This is a genomic window from Mesorhizobium sp. M1409 (genome assembly GCF_040317535.1).
In the GTDB taxonomy this organism is placed as follows: domain Bacteria; phylum Pseudomonadota; class Alphaproteobacteria; order Rhizobiales; family Rhizobiaceae; genus Mesorhizobium.
The window spans coordinates 112,563-134,253 of the sequence record NZ_JAMYKV010000010.1 but is presented as its reverse complement, the minus strand read 5'-3'; the positions used below and the strand labels follow the sequence as shown (position 1 = coordinate 134,253).

23 protein-coding genes are annotated in these 21,691 nt (G+C 64.9%); 8 read left to right on the top strand and 15 right to left on the bottom strand.

What is annotated here, in order from left to right; all coding sequences use genetic code 11:
• Nucleotides 1-16: 16 nt before the first annotated feature.
• The 3 genes from NKG99_RS11370 to NKG99_RS11360 are packed head-to-tail and all read right to left on the bottom strand — an operon-like array spanning nt 17 to nt 3,319.
• Nucleotides 17-793, bottom strand: a complete 777-nt coding sequence (locus NKG99_RS11370; RefSeq protein WP_352867348.1) for an SDR family NAD(P)-dependent oxidoreductase — start codon at nt 791-793, stop codon at nt 17-19.
• Nucleotides 794-803: 10 nt separating this feature from the next.
• Entirely contained in the window at nt 804-2,531 is a 1,728-nt protein-coding gene (locus NKG99_RS11365; protein ID WP_352867345.1) for an IlvD/Edd family dehydratase, read from the bottom strand.
• Nucleotides 2,528-3,319 carry a FadR/GntR family transcriptional regulator gene (locus tag NKG99_RS11360; RefSeq protein WP_352867342.1) on the bottom strand — a complete coding sequence of 264 codons (792 nt, stop codon included), beginning with the start codon at nt 3,317-3,319 and terminating at the stop codon, nt 2,528-2,530. The genes NKG99_RS11365 and NKG99_RS11360 overlap by 4 nt, the downstream gene beginning before the upstream one ends.
• A gap of 61 nt (nt 3,320-3,380) precedes the next feature.
• Between NKG99_RS11360 and NKG99_RS11355 the strand changes: the two genes are divergently transcribed.
• Nucleotides 3,381-3,875 (top strand): aldose epimerase family protein, encoded by a 495-nt coding sequence (locus NKG99_RS11355; RefSeq protein WP_352867340.1) that lies wholly within the window; start codon nt 3,381-3,383, stop codon nt 3,873-3,875.
• A 34-nt stretch (nt 3,876-3,909) separates the two neighbouring features.
• Here NKG99_RS11355 and NKG99_RS11350 read toward each other — a convergent pair whose 3' ends face one another.
• From NKG99_RS11350 to pcaQ, 8 genes are all read right to left on the bottom strand, one after another.
• A complete protein-coding gene (locus NKG99_RS11350; RefSeq protein ID WP_352867337.1) occupies nt 3,910-5,355 on the bottom strand; it encodes an aldehyde dehydrogenase in 1,446 nt (481 codons plus the stop codon).
• A gap of 40 nt (nt 5,356-5,395) precedes the next feature.
• Nucleotides 5,396-6,181, bottom strand: coding sequence for a coniferyl-alcohol dehydrogenase (locus tag NKG99_RS11345; protein ID WP_352867407.1), 786 nt, complete (start codon nt 6,179-6,181; stop codon nt 5,396-5,398).
• 2 nt (nt 6,182-6,183) lie between these two features.
• Nucleotides 6,184-7,239 (bottom strand): branched-chain amino acid ABC transporter permease, encoded by a 1,056-nt coding sequence (locus NKG99_RS11340; RefSeq protein WP_352867335.1) that lies wholly within the window; start codon nt 7,237-7,239, stop codon nt 6,184-6,186.
• On the bottom strand, nt 7,236-8,132 hold the full coding sequence (locus tag NKG99_RS11335; RefSeq protein WP_352867333.1) for a branched-chain amino acid ABC transporter permease: 897 nt from the start codon (nt 8,130-8,132) through the stop codon (nt 7,236-7,238). Before NKG99_RS11335 ends, NKG99_RS11340 begins: the two co-directional genes overlap by 4 nt.
• Nucleotides 8,129-8,857, bottom strand: coding sequence for an ABC transporter ATP-binding protein (locus tag NKG99_RS11330; protein WP_352867331.1), 729 nt, complete (start codon nt 8,855-8,857; stop codon nt 8,129-8,131). Before NKG99_RS11330 ends, NKG99_RS11335 begins: the two co-directional genes overlap by 4 nt.
• Nucleotides 8,854-9,597 (bottom strand): ABC transporter ATP-binding protein, encoded by a 744-nt coding sequence (locus tag NKG99_RS11325; RefSeq protein WP_352867404.1) that lies wholly within the window; start codon nt 9,595-9,597, stop codon nt 8,854-8,856. The genes NKG99_RS11330 and NKG99_RS11325 overlap by 4 nt, the downstream gene beginning before the upstream one ends.
• A gap of 18 nt (nt 9,598-9,615) precedes the next feature.
• The gene (locus NKG99_RS11320; protein WP_352867329.1) at nt 9,616-10,932 is read right to left on the bottom strand and encodes an ABC transporter substrate-binding protein; all 1,317 of its coding nucleotides are present in this window, start codon (nt 10,930-10,932) and stop codon (nt 9,616-9,618) included.
• A gap of 128 nt (nt 10,933-11,060) precedes the next feature.
• On the bottom strand, nt 11,061-11,978 hold the full coding sequence (pcaQ, locus tag NKG99_RS11315; protein ID WP_352867327.1) for a pca operon transcription factor PcaQ: 918 nt from the start codon (nt 11,976-11,978) through the stop codon (nt 11,061-11,063).
• A gap of 93 nt (nt 11,979-12,071) precedes the next feature.
• Between pcaQ and pcaD the strand changes: the two genes are divergently transcribed.
• From pcaD to pobA, 6 genes are read left to right on the top strand one after another with little or no spacing between them, the layout of a single operon-like run.
• Nucleotides 12,072-12,881 carry a 3-oxoadipate enol-lactonase gene (pcaD, locus tag NKG99_RS11310; RefSeq protein WP_352867324.1) on the top strand — a complete coding sequence of 270 codons (810 nt, stop codon included), beginning with the start codon at nt 12,072-12,074 and terminating at the stop codon, nt 12,879-12,881.
• Nucleotides 12,874-13,281, top strand: coding sequence for a 4-carboxymuconolactone decarboxylase (gene pcaC / locus NKG99_RS11305; RefSeq protein ID WP_352867322.1), 408 nt, complete (start codon nt 12,874-12,876; stop codon nt 13,279-13,281). Before pcaD ends, pcaC begins: the two co-directional genes overlap by 8 nt.
• A complete protein-coding gene (gene pcaH, locus NKG99_RS11300; RefSeq protein ID WP_352867320.1) occupies nt 13,271-14,026 on the top strand; it encodes a protocatechuate 3,4-dioxygenase subunit beta in 756 nt (251 codons plus the stop codon). Before pcaC ends, pcaH begins: the two co-directional genes overlap by 11 nt.
• A complete protein-coding gene (gene pcaG / locus NKG99_RS11295; protein WP_352867318.1) occupies nt 14,026-14,640 on the top strand; it encodes a protocatechuate 3,4-dioxygenase subunit alpha in 615 nt (204 codons plus the stop codon). Before pcaH ends, pcaG begins: the two co-directional genes overlap by 1 nt.
• A gap of 19 nt (nt 14,641-14,659) precedes the next feature.
• Nucleotides 14,660-15,712: a 3-carboxy-cis,cis-muconate cycloisomerase gene (locus NKG99_RS11290; RefSeq protein WP_352867315.1), complete on the top strand. Its 1,053-nt coding sequence runs from the start codon at nt 14,660-14,662 to the stop codon at nt 15,710-15,712.
• Entirely contained in the window at nt 15,712-16,884 is a 1,173-nt protein-coding gene (pobA, locus tag NKG99_RS11285) for a 4-hydroxybenzoate 3-monooxygenase (RefSeq protein WP_352867312.1), read from the top strand. The genes NKG99_RS11290 and pobA overlap by 1 nt, the downstream gene beginning before the upstream one ends.
• A gap of 10 nt (nt 16,885-16,894) precedes the next feature.
• Here the strand turns inward: pobA and NKG99_RS11280 are convergent, their stop codons facing one another.
• A complete protein-coding gene (locus NKG99_RS11280; protein WP_352867310.1) occupies nt 16,895-17,365 on the bottom strand; it encodes an NUDIX hydrolase in 471 nt (156 codons plus the stop codon).
• 171 nt (nt 17,366-17,536) lie between these two features.
• Between NKG99_RS11280 and NKG99_RS11275 the strand changes: the two genes are divergently transcribed.
• A complete protein-coding gene (locus tag NKG99_RS11275) occupies nt 17,537-18,070 on the top strand; it encodes a sterol desaturase family protein (RefSeq protein WP_352867401.1) in 534 nt (177 codons plus the stop codon).
• A 24-nt stretch (nt 18,071-18,094) separates the two neighbouring features.
• On the opposite strand, the gene rsgA is transcribed toward NKG99_RS11275, so the two are convergent.
• The 3 genes from rsgA to NKG99_RS11260 form a co-directional block, all read right to left on the bottom strand.
• On the bottom strand, nt 18,095-19,132 hold the full coding sequence (gene rsgA / locus NKG99_RS11270; protein ID WP_352867308.1) for a ribosome small subunit-dependent GTPase A: 1,038 nt from the start codon (nt 19,130-19,132) through the stop codon (nt 18,095-18,097).
• 257 nt (nt 19,133-19,389) lie between these two features.
• Nucleotides 19,390-20,673, bottom strand: a complete 1,284-nt coding sequence (locus tag NKG99_RS11265; RefSeq protein ID WP_352867305.1) for a D-tagatose-bisphosphate aldolase, class II, non-catalytic subunit — start codon at nt 20,671-20,673, stop codon at nt 19,390-19,392.
• Nucleotides 20,670-21,623, bottom strand: coding sequence for a tagatose kinase (locus NKG99_RS11260; protein ID WP_352867399.1), 954 nt, complete (start codon nt 21,621-21,623; stop codon nt 20,670-20,672). The genes NKG99_RS11265 and NKG99_RS11260 overlap by 4 nt, the downstream gene beginning before the upstream one ends.
• Nucleotides 21,624-21,691: the final 68 nt, after the last annotated feature.

The window sequence follows — 21,691 nt, the reverse complement described above, 5'->3', positions numbered from 1 at the left end:
TTTGAAGCCGTACGGGTCACACCCAGCCCGCATCGACGATGAACTGCTGGCTCGTGCACATGCGGCTGTCGTCGGCGGCGAGGAACAGCGCCATGCGCGCTATATCGGAGGGTTGCAGCCGGTCGGGCAGGCACTGCCTCTCCGCGATCTGGCGTTCGCCGGCCGGGTTCAGCCACAGGCGCATCTGGCGCTCGGTCATCACCCAGCCCGGCACCATGCAGTTGACGCGGATGCGTTCGGGGCCGAGTTCGCGGGCCAGCGCCCGCGTCATTCCGTAAACAGCGGCTTTCGCGGTGACATAGGCTGGGCAATCCGGATCGCCGACCATCCAGGTGATGGAGCCGAAATTGATGATCGAGCCGCCGCCCAGCGTGCTCATCTGCGGACGCACCGCCTGCGCCGCGAAGAACTGGTGGCGCAGATTGACCGCCATGCGGTCGTCCCAATAGGCAACCGTCACATCCTTGGTCTGGTGGCGGTCGTCATTGCCGGCATTGTTGCACAGGGCCTGGATGGGGCCATTGTGCCGCATCGCCTGCACGGTTGCCGTCTGCAACTCTTCGACGTTGCGCAGGTCGCAGGGAATGAACAGCGGTGCGGCATGTCCCTCGGCCGCGATCGCATCGACCAGACGCCGTGAAGGCTCCTCGGCCATGTCGACGAAGGCGACACGGCTGCCTTGCGCGCAGAAATGGCGCACCAGGCTTTCGCCGATGCCGCCGCCGCCACCGGTTATGAAGACGCTGCGGCCCTTGAGGCTTGGATAGATCGCGTAGCCGATTTCATCCGTCATCGCGCGCCCTCTAGTGCGAATGCCGAGGAATGCCGGCATCGCGCCTGCCGACGAGAAAGTCGAAATCGCAGCCCTTGTCGGCCTGCAGAACGCGCTCGACATAAAGGCTCTGATAGCCGCCTTCCGGCGGCGCCGGCGGCTTCCAGTCACGCCGGCGGATTGCCAGCTCCTCATCCGATACCAAAAGCTCCAGCCGGCGGCCGGCGACATCGAGCTCGATAAGGTCACCGTCGCGCACCAGCGCCAGCGCGCCACCCGCGGCTGCTTCCGGTGCCACATGCAGAACCACGGTGCCGTAGGCGGTGCCGCTCATCCGCGCGTCCGAAATGCGAACCATGTCGGAGATGCCTTGCTTCAGCAGTTTCGCAGGCAGCGGCATGTTGCCGACCTCGGCCATTCCGGGATAGCCGCGCGGCCCGCAGTTCTTCAGCACCATCACCGAGGAGGCGTCGATATCCAGCTCCGGATCGTCGATGCGCGCGTAGTAGTGCTCGATGTTCTCGAACACCACCGCCTTGCCGCGATGCTGCATCAACTCGGGCGTTGCCGCGGACGGCTTGATGACCGCCCCGTCAGGCGCCAAATTGCCGCGCAGGATGGAGATGCCGCCCTCCTTGGTCAGCGGCTGGCTCAGCGGTCGGATCACCTCGCTGTTGTAGTTGGGCGCGCCGTCGATCAATTCACCGATGGTCTTGGCGCTGACGGTCATGGCGTCGCGATGAAGAAGCCCCACTTCATCAAGCGACGCCATGACCGCGGCTAGCCCCCCGGCGTAGTAGAAATCTTCCATCAGGAACCGGCCCGACGGCATCAGGTCGACAATGGTTGGAACGTCGCGGCCAAGGCGGTCCCAGTCATCGAGGCTGAGATCTACACCGACCCGGTTGGCGATGGCGATCAGATGCAGCACCGCGTTGGTCGAGCCGCCGATCGCGCCATTGACGCGAATGGCGTTCTCGAACGCTTGCCTGGTGAGGATCTGCGCAATGGTGACGTCCCTGCGAACCAGATCGACGATCTGGCGTCCGGCCATCTGGGCGAGCACGCCACGGCGTGAATCCACAGCCGGGATCGCGGCATTGTCCGGCATGCCGATGCCCAGTGCCTCGACCATGCTGGCCATGGTCGAAGCCGTGCCCATGGTCATGCAACTGCCCGCCGACCGGCTCTGGCCCTGCTCAGCGGCGAGGAAGTCGGCGACCGGCATGCGGCCGGCCTTCACTTCCTCGGCGAATTTCCAGACATGGGTGCCCGAGCCGATATCCTGTCCTCGGAACTTGCCGTTGAGCATCGGTCCGCCGGAAACAGCGATGGTCGGCAGATTGCACGACGCGGCCCCCATCAGCAGCGCCGGCGTGGTCTTGTCGCAACCGACAAGCAGGATGACGCCGTCGATCGGATTGCCGCGAATGGACTCTTCGACATCCATGCTGACCAGATTGCGAAACAGCATGGCGGTGGGGCGCATGTTGCTCTCGCCCAGCGACATCACCGGGAATTCGAGCGGCAGGCCGCCGGCTTCATAGACGCCGCGTTTGACGTGATCGGCGAGCGCCCGCAGATGCGCATTGCACGGGGTCAATTCCGACCAGGTGTTGCAGATGCCGATCACCGGGCGGCCGTCGAAAGCGTCGGCGGGGATGCCCTGGTTCTTCATCCAACTGCGGTGCATGAAGGCGTTCTTGCCTTCGCCGCCGAACCAGGCCTCGGATCGCAGCTTGCGTTTTGTCTCGGTCACGATGTCTGTTCCCGATCCTGGCGGCGCTTGTTGCGGTTCTCGACACTGCGGCGCACGTCTTCCTCGGCATTGTCGATGAGCACCAGCAGCGCTTTTTGCGCGCCTGCCGCGTCGCCGGATGCAATCTTTTCGGCCACTTCCCGATGCAGCGGTAAAGAATGACGCTGCCCTTCCGGATTGTCGTTGGAGAGGCGAAAGCTCATCACCAGCGCGGTTTCGACAAGTGCGGCCAGCGAGCCGATCAGCTCGTTGCCGGTCATGCGCAGGATGGTCTGGTGGAACAAAAGGTCGGGCTTGGCGAAGCGGTCGCCATCGTCGACAACGGCTTCCATCTCGGCCAGCGCGGCATTGATCTCGGCAATCTGCGCCGGTGTGGCGCGCTTGGCGGCGAGCGCGGCCGACATCGGCTCGATGGCACGGCGCAGTTCGAACAGCGCCCGGACATCCTCGGCGCTGACACCGCTGGCATAGCGCCACGACAGGACGTCCGGATCGAGGAAATTCCAGTCGGAGCGGGGACGCACCCTTGTACCGGTCTTCGGCCGCGATTCGACCAGCCCCTTGCCGGCCAGAACCTTGATCGCCTCGCGCAGCACCGTGCGGCTGACGCCCAGCATCTCGCTGGAATCGTCGGCATTGGGCAGTGCCTCACCGGGCAGGAAATCGCCTTGCACGATGCGCAATCCGATCTGCTCGACGACCGTCGCATGCAGTGCCGTCGAGCCGCTGGAAACCGCCACCGTGACCCTTGACGTGCGCGCCGTGCTGAAAGACTTTTTATTCTTCATACTATTCATATGATATGTCTTATAGGCGTGGCGATTGGAGTCAAGGGACGACGGAGTGCCGATGACAAAGAATTCGGCTGCCGTTGCCGAGCAGCATCAAGAGCTGGTCTCGATCAGCGACGGCATTGCGAAGGTTGAAATTGCGCCGGCTGGCGGCGGCGCGCTGGCGTCTTATCGCTGGCGGCAAAACGGATCCGGCGATGCGGAAATCCTGCCCACCCGGCACGTCCTGCCGCCCGCTGGCTCCAACCCGACCACGGGCTTCGGCGTGTCGGAGACGGACTTCGACACGGTCTTCACCGGATGGGCGCGCCGCGCTCGGATTTCCTGGCCGGAGCATGGGCGGCAGCTGGACATCGAGGCCGAGGCCCCACTCGATTTCCTCGTCCTCTACACGCCGCCCGGCGAGCCGTTCTTTTGCGCCGAGCCGGTCAGCAACATCACCGACGCCTTCAACTGCAGGGGTGACGCGGGCATCGATACCGGATGCATCGTATTGGCACCCGGGCAGATGCGATCCGCAAGCGTTCGCTTCACGCCGTCGCAGGCGGTCTGATCGCCCATGTCGAACCGCCCAATGCGAGGCCGGATCAGAATGGGTAGTGCTGGCCCGGATCCTCGATCGTCACCCAGCGCAAATCGGTGAATTCGGCGATCGAGGCCTTGCCGCCGAAGCGGCCATAGCCCGAACCCTTGACGCCGCCGAACGGCATCTGTGCCTCGTCGCCGACGGTCGGACCGTTGATGTGGCAGATGCCGGCCTCGATGCGCGCGGCAACCGCCATGGCACGCTTGATGTCGCGGCTGAACACGGCTGACGACAGGCCGTACTCGGTGTCGTTGGCGACACGCACGGCTTCGTCCTCGCTCTTGACCCGGATCACCGGCTTGACCGGCCCGAAGGACTCTTCCGAATAGACGCGCATCGCCGGTGTGACATGGTCGAGCAGCGTCGCCTCCACCACGGTTCCGGCGCGCTTGCCGCCAGCCACCAATTTGGCGCCTTTGCCGACCGCGTCGGCGACCAACTCCTCCATCTTGTCGGCGGCTTGGCTGCTGATCAGCGAGCCCAGCACGACATGGCCGCGCGGGTCACCCGCCGGCAGTTGTGAGGCGCGGGCAGCTAGCTTGGAAACGAATTCATCGGCGACCTTGTCGTCGACGATCAGGCGCTCGGTCGACATGCAGATCTGGCCCTGATGCATGAAGGCGCCGAAGGTGGCCGCGTTCACCGCAGCGTCGATATCGGCATCGTCCAGCACCAGCAGCGGTGCCTTGCCGCCGAGTTCGAGCAGCGCCGGCTTCAGGTGCCGGCCGGCGAGTTCGGCGATGATCCTGCCTACCTTGGTCGAACCGGTGAAATTGACACGCTTGACCGAGGGATGCGCGACCAGCGCTTCGACAATGCCGGCGGCATCCCTGGGATCGTTGGTGACGACATTGATGACGCCCTTGGGCAGCCCGGCTTCGACCAGCACCTGGCCGATCAGCCGGTGCGTGCCGGGGCACATTTCGGATGCTTTCAGCACAACGGTGTTGCCGCAGGCGATCGGCATCGCGATGGCGCGGGTGCCGAGAATGACCGGTGCGTTCCACGGCGCGATGCCGAGGCACACGCCGGCGGGCTGGCGGATCGCCATGGCCAGCGTGCCCGGCTTGTCGGACGGAATGATCTCGCCCGAGATCTGCGTCGTCATCGCCGCCGCCTCACGCAGCATGTTGGCCGCCAGCATGACGTTGAAGCCGGCCCAGGGACCGGTCGCTCCCGTCTCTTCCATCATCAGCCGGGTGAACTCGCCGACCTTGGAGGCCATGACTTCAGCAGCCTTCGACAGCAAGGCGCGGCGCTCGCCGGGCCCGGCCTTCGACCACGCCGGAAAGGCGGCCGCGGCGGCTTCGACGGCGGCATTGGCATCGGCAATACTCGCTGCCGCGGCACGCGTCGCTAGTTTGCCGGTGAACGGGTCCATGCGCTCGTAGGACGCCGCACCCGAGGCTGCTCGTTCGTCACCGTCGATCAGAAGTCCGATATCCATTGTAGTCTCCACTGCTCCGGTTGGAGCTGCTGATTGAGGTTTAGAAGCCGAGCACTTCGGCATTGATCGATGCTTCGAGGCCGCCATCGACCGGCACATTGGCGCCGTTGACCCAGCGCGCTCCGTCCGAGCACAGGAACAGCACCACTGGGGCGATATCGCCCGATGTGCCGGCGCGGCCGACCCTTGCAATGTCGCTATCGACGCGGGCGTCGCCGAGCACGGTGCGGAACTGCTTCAGGATCGGCGTTTCGACAGGCCCCGGGCTCACCGCATTGATGCGGATGCCACGGCTCTTGAACAGGTCCTGATGCGCGGCGCGGAAAGTCCACAGCAGAAGCAGTTCCTTTGAAACGGGATAGCCTTCCTCGTTCTTCACCTGGTGGTTGGCGACGACCTTGGCGACATCGGGAAAACCCTCAATGCCGACCATCGAGGCGGCGCGATTGAGATTGGCGCGCCAGCCATAGCCGGCGATGGAGGCGACGTTGACGATGGCACCGCCCTCGCGGATTTTTGGCGCGAGGCCTTCCGAAAGCGCCCGCAGCCCGAAGAAGTTGACGGCCAGCGTCGACGCCGCGCCGGTGTTGCCGGAGAGGCCGGCGACATTGCAGAGCGCGTCGAGGCGCTGCGGCAGACGCGCGATGAGATCATCGACGCCCGCCTTCGACGAGATGTCGGCCTTGACGAAGCCGCCGACCGCCGCGGCTGGTTCTCGAACATCGACGCCGATCACGTCGGCGCCAAGCTGGCCGGCAAGTTCCGCCGTGCGCGCGCCGATGCCGGAGGCGACGCCGGTGATGAGGATCGTCTTGCCGAAAAGCATGGTCATGCCTTCTCCCGATGTGTCGTGGCTCGTTGTGGCGCAGGCGTCGCATCGCCATCGGTTGAGAGCCTGACGCGATAGCCGACCGGCAGCAGGCGGAGCCCAAAGCGCTCCTCGATCGTCCCCCACAGGCCGCGCGGCAGGAAAAGCGAGAACAGCACGGCGGTGGCGCCAAGCCCGATCAGGTACCAGACGCCGGTGCCGCCGAACCAGGTCTCGATGAGGAAGAACAGCAGCGCGCCTAAAATGGCGCCCTCGAAAGTGCCGATGCCGCCGACCAGCACCATGAAAATCATGTAGGCGGTCCACTGGACGTTGAAATAGGTCTTCGGCTGGAAGGTGATCGAGGTCGCTAGCCACAGCGCGCCGGCAATGCCGATGCCGAAGGCGGCAAGCACGAACAGCAGCCGCTTGGTGCCGGTGACGCGCACGCCGACCGATGCGGCGGCATCCTCATTGTCGCGGATCGCGCGGATCGCCGCACCTGTGCTGCCGCGCAGCAGGCCAAACAGAATGGCGAGCAGGGCGGTCATCGACGCCAGCGCCAGCCAGTAGATCGCTGCCCGCCTGGCGCCCGCGTCGTAGGCGTTGAGCGAGATCAGCGATGTGCCGGTTTCGCCCTGCACCAGACGGTCGAGATTGACCAGAAGATGAGTCAGCGCCGCGATCACCCACATGCCGATAGCGAACTCGCCATTCCTCAGCCGCAGCATGAACAGCGAGAGCGGCCAGGAGACGGCGCCAACGAAAATTCCAGAGGCGAAGAGCGCGAGGAACGGGTTGAGGCCGGCATCGGCGAGCCGGATGGCGAAATAGGCGCCGAGCCCAAAGAACACCTGCTGACCGACCGAGACCAGGCCGCCGAAGCCGGTCAGCGCGTTCCACATAGCCGCCAGGATCACATAGATGAACAGCGCGGTCATCCGGTCGACAGCGCCGTTCGACAGGAACTGTGGTGCAATCGCTAGCAGCGCGATGACCAGCGCGACCGCAATCGCGGCGATCCGCGACGTCGCTGTGCCGCGCTCGATGACCGGTGAGGCCGAGACGGCGCTCATGATGCGCTCCGGGATGGCAGGCGCAACAGGCCGCGCAGGCCGAGGCCCGACGTGGAGAGCCGCACGAACAGGACGATCAGGAATGCGACATGGCCGCCGATCAGAAACCCTTGCGGATGCACCTGCGCACCGAGCGTCTGGGCAAGCGCCAGCACGATGCCGCCGATCAGCGTTCCCCACAGCGAACCGGCGCCGCCGATCACCGCAGCCTCGAAGGCGAACAGCAATTGCGGCGCGCCGGCATAGGGATCGAAGGTGGCGCGCATGCCGAGGAACGCGCCGGCAAGGCCGACCGTGACCATGGCGATGGCAGCGGCGATGGCATTGGCGCGGCGTGCATCGACGCCGACCAGGCCGGCAGTGTCGGGGTCCTCCGATGTAGCGCGGATCGAGCGGCCAAGCCTTGTGCGGGTCAGGAACAATTGCAGCCCGCCCAGCAGGATGACGGCGGTGGCAAACATGATCACGGCGAGCTTGCCGACATAGATGCTGCCCGGCCATTCCCAGGAATCATAGGACAGGCTGCCGATATAGGGCGCCAGCGAACGGGTGTCGGCGCCGAACTGCTCGAACAGCAGATTGTCGATGACGATGGCGAGGCCGAACGTCGTCAGGATCGGCAGCAGCGCACCGCCGCGCGCGCTGCGCTCGAGCAGGAAGCGCTGCAGCGCCCAGCCGATCACCGCCATCAAGGGCAGCACGATGAGCAGGCCGACAAAGGGCGAGATGTGGAACCGCGAGGCGAGCCACCACAGCGCAAAGGCGGCGAATACGGCAAGACTGCCATGGGCGAGGTTGATGATGCGCATCACCGAAAACATGAACGACAGGCCGCAGGCGATAAGCGCGTAGTAGCCGCCGAGCAGAATGCCCTGGATGATCTGGTTGCTCATACGGGAACGCTCCCGGGGCTTTTCCGGTGCAGGCCGAAATAGGCCTTCGTCACCTCCTCGCGCGAAACCGCCTTGCTCGGCCCTTCTAGCGCGACACGCCCTTCGAGCATGCAGATGACCCTGTCGGAAACCGCGAGCGCCCGGTTAAGGTCCTGTTCGACGAGGATGATCGTGGTGCCCGAGGCGATCAGCCCTTGCAGTGCTGTATAGACGCGGTCGACGATCAGCGGCGACAGGCCAAGCGAGACCTCGTCGAGCAGCAGCACGTCCGGATTGCTCATCAGCGCCCGGCCGATCGCCGTCGCCTGCTGTTCGCCGCCAGAGAGGTGGCCCGTCTTGGCATCGCGGCGCGGCTTCAGATTGGGGAACATTTCCAGCACCTTGTCGACGCTCCAGTCGCCCGGCCGGCCGGCCGTCTTGCCCAGCAGAAGGTTCTCCTCGACCGTCATCTGCACGAACAGTTTGCGCCCCTCCGGCACCAGCGCGATGCCCATGCCAACACGTCTGTGCGACGGCACATCCGTCAGATCGGCGCCGTCCAGCAGCACGCGGCCGGCAGCCGGCTGATGCGCGCCGGCGATCGCCCTCAGCAGCGTCGTCTTGCCGGCGCCGTTGGCGCCGACCAGTGCGAGCGTCTCGCCGCGTTCGATGCCGAAGCTGACGCCGCGCACCGCTTGCAGCAGGCCGTGCCGGACAACCAGTTTCTCGACCGCAAGCAGGCTCATCTCGGGCCTCCGCCCAGATAGGCGCGTACGACCTCGGGGTCGGCCATCACTGTTTGCGGGTCGCCGTCGGCGATGATCCTGCCGGCGTCCATGCAGATCAGCCGCTCGGCCACCTGCAGGAGAATGTGGACGATGTGCTCGATCCAGACGATGCCGATCTTGCGCCGGCGCAATTCCTTGATCGTGTCGACCAGTTCGCCGGCTTCGCCGTCGGTCAGTCCGCCGCCGATCTCGTCCAGCAAAAGCAGCCTCGGTCTGGCCGCCAGCGCGCGCGCCAGTTCCAGCCGCTTGCGGTCGAGCAGCCCGAGCGTTTCGGCGCGCCGGTTGGCGACACCGAGCATGCCGCACAGTTTCAGCGAGCCGAGCGCTTCCTCATAAGCCTCGTCGCGGCCGAGGCCGGCGCCATGCGAGGCGGCGACGAAGACATTCTCGAAGGTGGTCATGCCGCTGAACGGTTTGGGCACCTGGTGCGTTCGCACCAGGCCGAGCCGGCAGCGCTGCGTCGCCGTCAGCGGCGTCACGTCGCTATCCTTGAAGCTGACCGTGCCCGAGCTCGGTGGAAAGGCCCCGGCCAGCACGCTGAGCAGAGTGGTCTTGCCGGCGCCGTTCGGGCCGACAATACCGACCGCCTCGTCCGCGGCCATGGTGAAGTCGACCGCATCCAGCACCACAAGCGCGCCGAAGCGCTTGTGGATACCGGCGGCAGCGAGGATCGCCTGTTGTTGCGGATGGGTCACCAGGCGATCCTCAGCGGTCCATCAGCCGTTGTAAGGCAGAAGCTTGGCTTCGACAGGCACGTTGGGGTCGGTGGCATTCTCGGTCACGACATAGTCGAGCGGGAACTTGGCTCCTTCCTTGGCGGCGACCCATTGCGTGCCGATGATCGGGCCGGGCGAGACATTGGCCACGGGTCCGCTGGTGAAGTCGACCTTGCCGACCATCGTCTCGGTTTTCAGCGAGCTCAGCGCCTTGGCCACCGCTGCCTTGTCCTTGGCATCGGTGCTTGCCTTCAGCGCTTCGAAGCCGGCATCGAGCAGCGACATAGAGGCGCCGAGCTGCTGCGTCCACTGCTTGCCGCTCGCCGCCTCGTAGCCATCGGCCAGCTCGATGCCCGAAACGCCGGTCAGCGGCGACTTGTAGGGGAAGGCCTTGTGCCAATAGGCGGCGCTCGAAATCTTCACGCCGAGATCGCCGAGCGCCTCGATGTCGGACGGGAACAGCCCGGTCTTGGCGACCTGGCAGATCTTGATCTGCTTGATCAGGCCTTGCTGTGCCGCCTGGCGCCAGAACGCCGCGAAATCCGGCGGGATCGGGAAGGAATTGAAGATCTCGACGCCTTCCTGCTTGAACAGCGCGATCTGCGAGGAATAGTCGGTGGTGCCGGTCTCATAGGCGCCGGGATCGACAATGGTGAAACCTTGCTTGGCCAGCAGCGGCGCCAAATGGGCGCGGATGGCATTGCCATCGGCATCGTTGGGATACATGACGCCGACCTTCTTGTTGGTCTCGATCAGGTTCCATTGCGAGATATAGGCCTTGAAGAACTCGCCGACGCCGAAGCCGAAATGATAGGTCCACTTGAACGGCGAGGGCGCATCGGGCTTGGCGCCGCGGCCGAAATACCAGGCTTCCCACGGCATGACCGTCGACAGGCATGGCCCGCCGGCGGCCTCGCAGGCGTCGGCCACGGGATTGATCACCTCCGGCGTCGATACCGCCAGCATCAGGTCGATGGCCTGGTTGTTGATCAGGTCCTTGGCCAGCTGACCGGCGCGTGACGGGTCGGACTGCGTGTCCTGGTCGAGGATCTCGACGCTGTATTTCTTGCCGCCGATGTCGAGGCCGCCGGCCAGCGCCTTGCGGGCCAGGTCGAGCACGTAGCCGTCGGTCTGGCCGAAGCCGGCGAGCGGCCCGGTGCGCGGGCTGACGAAGCCGACCTTGAGCGTGTCGCCTGCCTGGGCAAAGGCGCCGCGGCCGCCAAGCGTGAGAGCTGCGCCGCCAGCGATCGAGGTGGCGATGAACTGGCGCCGCGAAATGCCTGGAATACTGGATTTGCTGCCGATAGCGTGAGTCATACGTTCCTCCCTCTGTGCTCCTCAGTCGTCACAGTGCACCAGCGGTTTGGTTCGGTAAAATGATATTTTGCGGTGTTTCGTTAACCCCTGGGTTAGGAAATTCGGGACCAACAGCGGCTATCTCGAGCCTAGCTGCCTTGCCTTGCCGCTTCGCGGACGGTCTGCAGCAGGATGGAGAAAGCCGGCGAGTGCGCGGTGTCCGTGCGCATCGTCAGGCCGACTGGGCCCTTGGTTTCCTCTGTGTTGACCGGCAAGGCGACGAAGGCGCCGCTGCCGAGTTCGTTGGCAACGACCCCGGCCGAAATGATCCAGACCGCATTGCTCTGCCGCAGGAAAGCGCGACCAAAGGAGTCCGAGACGGTTTCGATCTCGGTTGCCGGCGCCGTCATGCCATTGGTGATGAACAGGCGGTCGACGAAGGGACGGATAACCGATTCCCGCGTCGGCATCAGCATCGGGAATTCGTCGAGCCGTGCGAACACATCCTGTCCCGGGTCAAGCAGTGGATGTCCCGCCCGCACCACGAACAGCACCGGTTCGGAATAGAGATGCTCGAAGAAGAAGCCGGTCATGTTCTCCGGCGCCGCCAGCCGTCCAACGACGAGATCGAGCGCGCCGGTGCGCAACTGTTCGAGCAGCACCGCGTTCTCGCCGGTAACAATCTTGATCGCAGCACCAGTGCCCTCTTCGAGAAACAAGGTCATGGCGAGCGGCATGACCCGCGCCGACACTGTCGGCAGCGCGCCGATACGGATCGGATGCCGGTTGACCGCTCCGTCCTGCCTGACGGAATCGACGCCTTGCTTCAGCGCCGTGATCGCCGTGCCGGCATGGCGCAGGAAGATTTCGCCGATGCGCGTCAGCCTGATGCCGCGGCCGTCGCGTTCGACCACCGCCACACCCAGCGCCTCTTCCAGTTCGCGCAATGTCTTGGTCACCGCCGGCGGGCTGACGTGCAGCAAGTCGGCCGCCCGCGCCACGCTTCCCTGCCGCGCAACTTCCAGGAATGCCTGCAGGTGGCGGAACCGGATGCGGCCTACGGACATGGATTTGATAACCCCTGAGTTAATGAAACGGTGCAAAATATCATTTTACCGAACCAAACGCCTTGTGCAATGTGGGGATGGAGGATCGAAATCGTGCCATTCGTCACCATTGGCGGCATCACGCTGCACCATCGCCACATCAAGGCGGCCGGCAATGCGCGCCCGATCATATTCATCAATTCTCTGGGCACCGATTTCCGGATCTGGGACGAAATTGTCTCCGCGCTCGATGGTGAAATGCCGGTGCTGGTCTATGACAAGCGCGGTCACGGGCTGTCCGATATCGGCGACATCAGGTCGATCGACGATCATGTCGATGATCTCTCGGCGCTCATCGATCATTTCGGGCTGAGCAAGGTCGTGCTGTGCGGCCTGTCGGTCGGTGGCCTGATCGCACAAGGCTTTTATCGCAGGCGCCCAGAAATGGTCGAAGGCCTGATCCTGTGCGACACGGCCCACAAGATCGGCACGACAGACAGCTGGAACACACGCATCGCGACGGTCGAAAGCAAGGGCATCCAGGCCATTGCGGACGGAGTGCTCAAAGTGTGGTTCACCCCCGCCTTCCACGCGGCGCGTCTGGCCGAGCTGGACGGCTACTGGAACATGATGACCAGGCAAGCGCTTGCGGGTTACATCGGGACTTGCGTGGCGGTTCGCGATGCGGATTTCACCGATGCCGCGCGCCACATCGCGGTGCCGACGCTCTGCGTCGCCGGCGACCAGGATGGCTCGACGCCTCCCGATCTCGTCCGCTCGCTGGCCGACCTGATCCCCGGCGCGCGCTTCGAGATCATTCGCGACGCCGGGCATATTCCTTGTGTCGAACAACCGAAAGCGCTGACCGCCTTGATCCGCGATTTTATCGCATCGCTTGCCCCTGGAGCAGAACCCCATGGATGAAGTCCCCGGCAACGAAGCCAGATATCGCACGGGTCTCGCGGTGCGGCGCTCAGTGCTCGGCGACCGGCATGTCGACCGGGCCGAGGTCGCCGCCACCGATTTCGACCAGCCTTTCCAGGAACTGATCACCGAGGCCGCCTGGGGAACCGTGTGGGCGCGGCCGGGCTTCAGCAAGCGCGAACGTTCGATCGTCACGCTGGCGCTGCTGGCCGCACTCGGCCATGATGAGGAGGTCGCCATGCATGTGCGCGCCACCGTCAACACCGGTGCTTCGCGCGACGATATCTGCGAGGCGTTCCTGCATGTCGCCATCTATGCCGGCGTGCCGGCCGCCAACCGTGCCTTCAAGATCGCCAAGGACGTGTTTTCGGAAATGGACGGAGCCAAGAATGCCCGCTAAGTCCGGCTCGAACCAGAGACCCGAGACCGGCGCCTTCTTCCAGCGCGACCGGACCTGGCATCCGCCGGCGCTGACGCCGAACTACAAGACCTCCGTGCTGCGCTCGCCACGGAAGGCGCTGCTTGCCTTCGACAACACGCTGTCGGAAATAACAGGTCCTGTCTTCGGCCACGCCATGCTCGGCGAACTCGACGCCGACCTGATCCACAATTTCGCCAAATCCGGCGAGAGCGCCATCGGCGAGCGCATCATCGTCTATGGGCGGGTGCTCGACGAACGCGGCGTTGGCGTGCCCGGCGCTCTGCTCGAATTCTGGCAGGCCAATGCAGGTGGCCGTTATCGCCACAAGAAGGATGGCTACCTGGCGCCGCTCGACCCGAATTTTGGCGGCTGCGGCCGTGCCATATCAGGCGAGGATGGCGGCTATGCCTTTCGCACCGTCAAGCCCGGTCCCTATCCCTGGCCGAACGGGCCGAACGACTGGCGCCCCTCGCACATTCATTTCTCGGTGTTCGGCCACGGCTTTGCCCAGCGGCTGATCACGCAGATGTATTTCGAGGGCGACCCGCTGATCTGGCAGTGCCCGATCGCGCGCGGCATCCCCGACAAGGCAGCCGTTGAGACGCTGATCGCCGCGCTCGACATGCAAGCGACGATCCCTTTCGACGCGCGCGCCTACAAGTTCGACATCGTGCTTCGCGGGCGGCGCGCATCGCTGTTCGAAAACAGGCTGGAGGGCAATTGATGGCTCAATCGCTCGACCGGCTGAAGGAGAGCCCTTCACAGACCGCTGGACCCTATGTCCATATCGGGCTGACGCCCAATTTCTGCGGCATCGGCGGCGTCTACCCGGCCGACCTTGGTGCGACCATGGTCAACGACAAGACCAAGGGTGAGCGCATCGGTCTTCGCATCCGGGTGCTCGACGGCACCGGCACGCCGCTCAAGGACGCGCTGATCGAGATCTGGCAAGCGGATGCGGATGGGCTTTACAATTCGCCGGCCGAACCGCGCGGTGCCGCCGATCCGAATTTCTTCGGCTGGGGCCGTTGCCCGACCGACATGGACACCGGCCTGTGCACGTTCGAGACGATCAAGCCGGGCCGGGTGCCGTTCAGGGATGGCAGCCTGATGGCGCCGCATATCACGCTCTGGATTGTCGCGCGCGGCATCAATCTCGGCCTCCACACACGGCTCTATTTTTCCGATGAGGAAAAGGCCAATGCCGAGGATGCGATCCTGGCACGGATCGAGCACCGCATCCGGGTGCCGACGCTGATCGCCGAGCGCAAGGGCGATATCTATATCTTCGACGTCCATCTCCAGGGGGAGAAGGAAACGGTCTTCTTCGACAGCTGATGCTCAGGAGACTCGCGCCATGACCGTATCGCCTTTCGACCATCCACTGCTCTCCGCTCTCCTCGGCGACGAAGTAGCGAGCCAGTACTTTTCCGTCGAGGCGGAAATCGAGGCGATGCTGGCCTTCGAGCGTGCGCTGGCGGAAGCGGAGGCCGAAACCGGGATCATCGCCAGCGACGCGGCGGCGGCGATCGTGGCCGCACTTGCCAAGTTCCGGCCCGACACCGCCCCGCTGCGGGCCGCTGTCGCCAGGGACGGCGTCATGGTGCCGGAACTGGTGCGCCAGATCAGGGCAGCGGTCGGCGAACCGCATGGGACGAAAGTGCATTTCGGCGCGACCAGCCAGGATGTCATCGATACCGGCCTGATGCTTCGGCTGAAATCCGTCGTCGAACATCTCGATCTGCTGCTGACCGAAACCGTCATGCGCCTCGCTTCGCTCGAAGAGCGTTTTGGCGCCAGGGTGCTGACCGGTATGACGCGTATGCAACCGGCGATTCCGATTGAAGTGGCGGACCGTGTAAAGGCGTGGCGGGCGCCGCTGCAACGGCATCAGGAAAGACTCTCGGAACAGTCTACGCGCTTGCTGGTGGTGCAGTTTGGCGGTGCCGCCGGCACGCTGGAAAAGCTCGATGACAAGGGGTCGGCAGTGCGCGCGGCCCTTGCCGCAAAGCTCGGCCTTGGCGACGCCCCGCAGTGGCAGAGCCAGCGCGATGCACTCGCCGACTTTGCCGGCCTGATGTCGCTGGTGACCGGCAGCCTCGGCAAGTTCGGCCAGGACATTGCGCTGATGGCGCAAGGCGGAACCGAGATCGAACTGTCGGGTGGTGGCGGCTCGTCGGCCATGCCGCACAAGCAGAACCCGGTGAAGGCCGAAGCGCTAGTGGCGCTTGCCCGCTTCAACGCCACGCAGCTCTCCGGCATGCATCAGGCGCTTGTGCATGAACAGGAGCGCTCGGGCGCGGCATGGACGCTGGAATGGCTGTTGCTGCCGCAGATGGCCGTCGCAACCGCCGCTTCGCTGCGCCTTGCCGCCGAACTGGCCGCACAGGTCGAAAGTCTCGGCCACTGATGCGCAGCCAGGTCGTTATCATTGGTTCGGGACCGTCCGGCCTGCTGCTCGGCCAGCTGCTGGCAAGCATCGGCGTCGAGACGGTCATTCTGGAGCGCGCGAGCCGCGAGCATGTGCTTGGCCGCGTACGCGCCGGCGTGCTCGAACAAGGCACTGTCGAATTGCTGGAGGAAGCGGGTGCCGCGGCACGGCTGCATGCCGAGGGGCTGCCGCATTCCGGCATCTCGCTGGCCTTCGACGGACGCCTGCACCGCATCGACCTTACCGCACTCACCGGCGGCAAGCATGTCACCGTCTACGGTCAGACCGAAGTGACACATGATTTGATGGATGAACGCGATGCGGCAGGGTTGACCACGATCTACGAGGCGGCTGATGTCGCGCCGCACGATTTCGATGGTGAGGCACCTTTCGTCACCTATGACAGGGACGGCGCCACGCATCGTATCGACTGCGACTTCATTGCCGGTTGTGACGGCTATCACGGCATCAGCCGCAAATCTGTGCCCGCGGATGCGCTGAAGACCTTCGAGCGGCACTATCCGTTCGGCTGGCTCGGCCTGCTGGCCGAAGTGCCGCCGGCCCATCACGAACTGGTATACGCCAATCACGAACGGGGTTTCGCACTGTGCTCGATGCGCTCGACGCATCGCAGCCGCTACTATGTACAGTGCCCGCAGGACGATCGTGTCGAAGCTTGGTCCGACGACCGCTTCTGGGACGAGTTGCGCCGCCGCTTGCCGGAGCAAACAGCGGCAAGCGTCGTCACGGGGCCATCCTTCGAGAAGTCGATCGCGCCGCTGCGCTCTTTCGTTGCCGAGCCGCTGCGCTTCGGCCGGCTTTTCCTGGTCGGCGACGCCGCCCACATCGTGCCGCCGACCGGCGCCAAAGGGCTCAACCTCGCCGCCAGCGACGTGCGCTATCTCTTCGCCGGCTTGCGCGACTTCTATGTCGAGAAATCACACGCCGGCATCGACGCCTATTCAGGCAAGGCGCTGGCACGGGTCTGGAAGGCGGTGCGCTTCTCCTGGTGGATGACGACGATGCTGCACCGCTTTCCCGACACCGGCGAGTTCGGCCAGCGCATTCAGGAGGCCGAACTCGACTATCTTGTCCATTCGCAAGCCGCGTCGATCGCGCTCGCCGAGAACTATGTCGGCCTGCCCTACTGAGGGCCGCGGATCATCCGGCGCCTTGCTGCCTGGCAAAATCCAACAGGATCGGATGCTGCCCCTTGAGGATCTTTACTTCGGCCTCGGGCAAGGTGAACCAGCCCGCTTTGTCGACTTCCGGGAACTCCTTCAGGAATCCCGACCTTGGCGGCCATTCCATGGTGAAAATGTTGCTCTTGATGGCAGCCACATCGATGTCGAAGGCCGGTTCGACAGACCAGGCCGTGACGATCTTTCCCCCCGGTTGCCTGTAGTCGCCGAGACGCGTGAAGGATCCGTCGATCTTGACGCCGAGCTCTTCCTCGGTTTCGCGTTGCGCTGCCGCCAACTCGTCCTCGTTCTCGCCGACGAGGCCCTTCGGTATCGACCACGCACCGTCGTCCTTTTTCGCCCAGAACGGCCCGCCCGGGTGAACCAGCAACACCCTGAGATCGCCGTCGCCGCGGCGATAGATCAGCAATCCCGCACTGCGTTTTGCCAATTTGACCGTCCGCTTGCGAAGCCGGCAGCCTGCCGATGGTCCTTGAATCGTTGACGCGAACCTTGCACCTAGGGATTGCGACGCTATGTCAGGTGTGTCTGCATTGCGCCTCACCCACGAGTCCGGCAATCTGATACCTCGCTTATTTGGCGGCTCGAAGGCTAGGTGACGATGCAACTCGGTCTTATTGGCTACTATAGCGACTTCGTGGTCTATCCGCTGGTTATCGCCGCACTGGCAGTTGCAGGGCTGATCGAGGCCGGCGAAGACAATGCGCCAGGCTGGATCGGCACGGTCCTCGCCTGTCTCTTCCTCTGGACGCTGACCGAATACGTGCTGCACAGGTTCGTGCTTCATCACATTCCCTACATCAAGGACCTGCATGAGCGTCACCATGTCGAGGAGCGCAGTTCTGTGGGCACGCCGACCTGGCTCAGCCTTGGGGTGCATGCGCTGGTCGCGTTTGTGCCCGTCTGGATGGCTTCAGGTTTCGCAGCCGCAAGTGCTGTAAGTTGCGGGCTGATGCTGGGGTACCTTTGGTACATCAGCATCCACCACATGATCCATCACTGGCATCCTAGCCATCCGAGGTATCTGTACACGCTCAAGCGCCGCCACGCCGTGCATCATCACATCGACGAATCGGCCAATTTCGGTGTTACGTCGGCACTTTGGGATCGGGTCTTCGGTACGGCGCGGCTCTGAATCCAGGGGCCTGCCCCCCGCCGCTCAACGCCTCTTTCCGCGACCGCCGGGAGACTTGGCCCCGCGCGGCCCGCTCTGAACCGGCGTGTTGTGCTGGTTTTCGTCGGACAGTTTGCGCCAGCGGGCAAGGCGCTCCGGGTCCAGCGTCCCGGCCTTCAAGGCAGCCTGCACCGCGCAGCCCGGCTCATGCACATGCGTGCAGTCGCGGAACTTGCAGAGCGGGGCGAGTTCGGTGATTTCGGCAAAAAGTGTGTCGATGCCGGAGGCGACATCACTGACGTGCAACGTCCGCATGCCGGGCGTGTCGATCACCCAGCCGCCACCTGCGATGGCGTGCAACGATCGCGACGTGGTGGTGTGGCGTCCCTTGGCATCGTGTTCGCGGATGCCTCCGGTCTGTTGCGGCGATTGCTGCGCCGGTCCGGCCAGCGTATTGACCAGCGTCGATTTGCCGACGCCGGAAGAGCCGATCAGCGCCACCGTTTGGCCGGCGCCGCACCAGGCGACCAGCGCGGTCGCGGCATCCGCGGTGCGCGGGTTCAGCGTCACGACGGCCAGTCCACGCTGCAGCGCCGCAGCCTGCTTCTGGTATGCCTCGGCGTCCTCAGCCGTGTCTGCCTTGGTCAGCAGGATCACCGGTGTCGTTCCTGCCTCGTTGGCGAGCGCCAGATAGCGCTCGAGCCGGGCGGGATTGAAGTCGGCATTGCAGGAGGTGACGATGAACAGCGTGTCGACATTGGCCGCGGCAAGTTGCGGCACCCTGCCGCCCTGGGTGCGGCGTTCCAGCACCGTCTTGCGGGTCAGGCGGCGCTGCACAAGCTTGTCATGCGCGTCGACGAGCACCCAGTCGCCGACGGCATAATCACCAGTGTTCGCTTGCGCCGGCAGCGTCAGATCGACTGGCCCTGCCTGGGACAGGCCGGTCAGGCGGTCGCGATGAACCGTGGCGATACGCGTCGGGACGAGATTGGCTTCGCCGGGCTCGATCTGGTCGCCGAAGAAATCCGTCCAGCCCAGGCTGGCGAGCGATGGCTTGGAGTGATCCGTCAAGGCTTTGACCACGGCGTCGCGGACATTGGACAGTATCCCTGGCAAAATCGAAGGAGAGGCGGACCTCGGTTGGGCGATTGCGCAAGCCGTGTATGGGCGGCGCGGCGACTTTTGGCAAGCAGGGCCATGGCCGATAGCCGAGCGGCAAGCTTCAACTCGGAACCAAAAAGCGCGGCATCGAACTGCCGGTCTTCGCCTCGCCGACAATTGCCGGCGCCGCTTCGCTTATCGCGGGTAGCTGGCCTTGCTGCTAAGGCCGTGGCCGGCGGTCAGCCCGTCGCACCGGCGTAGATGTCGAGCACTTCCGCCACGCTGCCGATCAGCAACTCCCTGGCCTTTGGCGCCGCGGACCCGTTCGCCACCGCTGTGTCGAGACGGCCAAGATACTGGCTGATGAGGGGTGGGGGAATGTCCCGGTCACCGAGCGCCTGCATCAGCGCGTCCGTGGCTTGCCGGGCCGCCAGCGCCGGCCAGTAATAGCGGATGCGGTCGCTGTAGGAAAAATGCCGCTCTATCCGCTGCTCGGTCGCGGAGCCGTGGTAGTGGTTCTTCCAGTTGCCGGGCGCCGCCTGCATGGCGCGCTCCATCGCCGCCGGCAGGCTTTCGCGCGCCGGGTCGGGAACGAGGATATCGGCGATGTGGCTCAAGCCATAGAGCGCCTCGCGCAGCGCGAAGGTCAGCCATGGCCCGACCTTGAGGATGGCAAAGCCATCGTCGGCCAGTGCGGTCAGCGCCGTCACCGGCTGGTAGTCGGTCGAATGGGCCTCGAAGACGAATTGCGGCAGGTCGCGCAGCGTGCCGGCCAGCGCCTGGGCGCGTTCCGGCCTGTAGGCGATCACCTCCGCATTGCCGAATTCGACGCCCGGCTGCACGACGATACCGATCGCACGCGAAAAGGCCTTGTCCAGACCAAGGCGGCTGAACGCCTGCCGGTGGATACGGACGGTTTCAAGTGCCGCCTCGGGCGTTGTCACCGCCAGATGGTCCATCGCTTCAAGGGCACCGCCCGGCACCGGCACTTCGGTGCCGATAACGTAGACAGGCTTGGCGCCGCCCGTTCGGTCGGCCGCGGTCTCCGCCACCGCGGCCAGTTCGGCGGCGCGCTCTGCAATCGTCGCGTCGGGCGGCGCCGCGCCTTCGCCGGCGCAGCCCATGCTGGCGTCGAGATGGATCTTGGTGAAGCCGGCCTCGGCATAGGCGTCTACCATGCGCGAGGCCTTCTGCATGGCCTCGGGCGCCGGAAGGTCCTTCCACGGATTGGGCCCGAGGTGGTCGCCGCCGAGCACCAGCCTGTCCAGGGGAAAGGCGACCTTGTCGGCGATCACCTCGACCAAGCGGCGGAAATCGCCGGGCGTCATGCCGGTGTAGCCGCCCTCGTGGTTGACCTGATTGCAGGTCGCCTCGATCAGCACGTCGGCGCCACGTGCCTTGCCATGGCGCAGCGCCGCCTCGATGACCAGCGGATGGGCCGAACAGACCGAGGCGATGCCGCGGCGTTCGCCGGCCGCGCGACGCGTCGCGATGGCAGCCAGCCTGTCCGTCGCCTGGCTCATGCCGGCGCTCCGGTCTCGGCAGTCTCGATGAACGCTTCGACTGCGGCGAGGGAAGCTATGCCCTCCATCGGACCCTTTTTGGTCACGGCCAGCGCGCCGCAGGCATTGGCGACCTTGAGCGCTTTTTCAGGTGCTGCCCCGCGCAGCCAGAAGGAGACGAAGGCCGCGGCAAAACAGTCACCGGCGCCGGTCGGGTCGATCTCGTCGACGACGAAGCCGGGCGATACGGTGCGCCCGGCACGGTCGTGGTGAACGGCACCCTGCGCGCCTTTCTTGATGACCACCGCCGAAATGCCGCGTTCCAGCATTTCGCGCACCGCGCCTTCCTCGTCGGCGGCCTTGGCGAAGGTGAACAGTTCCGGGCCGCTGGGCAGGAAAAGATCCGTCCGCGACAGCACGAAACTCAACGCTTGGCGCATGCCGGGCAGATCGAGCATCTCCTTGCGGATGTTGGGGTCGAAGGAGACCGTGCCGCCGCGCGCCTTGACCGCTTCGATACCGATGCGGGCCACCTCGATCGTTTCCGGCGAGAACAGCGACGTGCCCATGACATGAAAATGATCAGCCCCCGCCAGCAGCGCACGCGCCTCGGCGCCGATCTCGATCAGGCCGGCGGCACTCTGCTTGATGTTGTAGACAAAGTGCCGGCTGCCATCCGTCTCGTAGGTGACGAAGGCCGTTCCCGTCGCCGCGCCTCGATGCACCTTGATGGCCGAGATATCGGCGCCGTCGGAACGCAGGCGCTCGATGTTCAAATGTCCGAAATCGTCGTCGCCGACCGCGGCGATCAGGCCTGCCGGCTGGCCGAGCCGCGCCGCCTGGTCGACGAAAATCGCCGGTGCACCGGAAGGAAACGGGCCGATGAGCGGGCCGGGAGCGAGGAAACTCTGGCCGATCCGCTCGGCCATGATCTCGACCAGGATCTCGCCGGCGCAAACCAGTTTCTTCATGTTCTCACCATGTCGCTGGATGGCGTTGGGCTCGCCCGGCTGCACCATGCTCCGCTTTCCAACCCGAA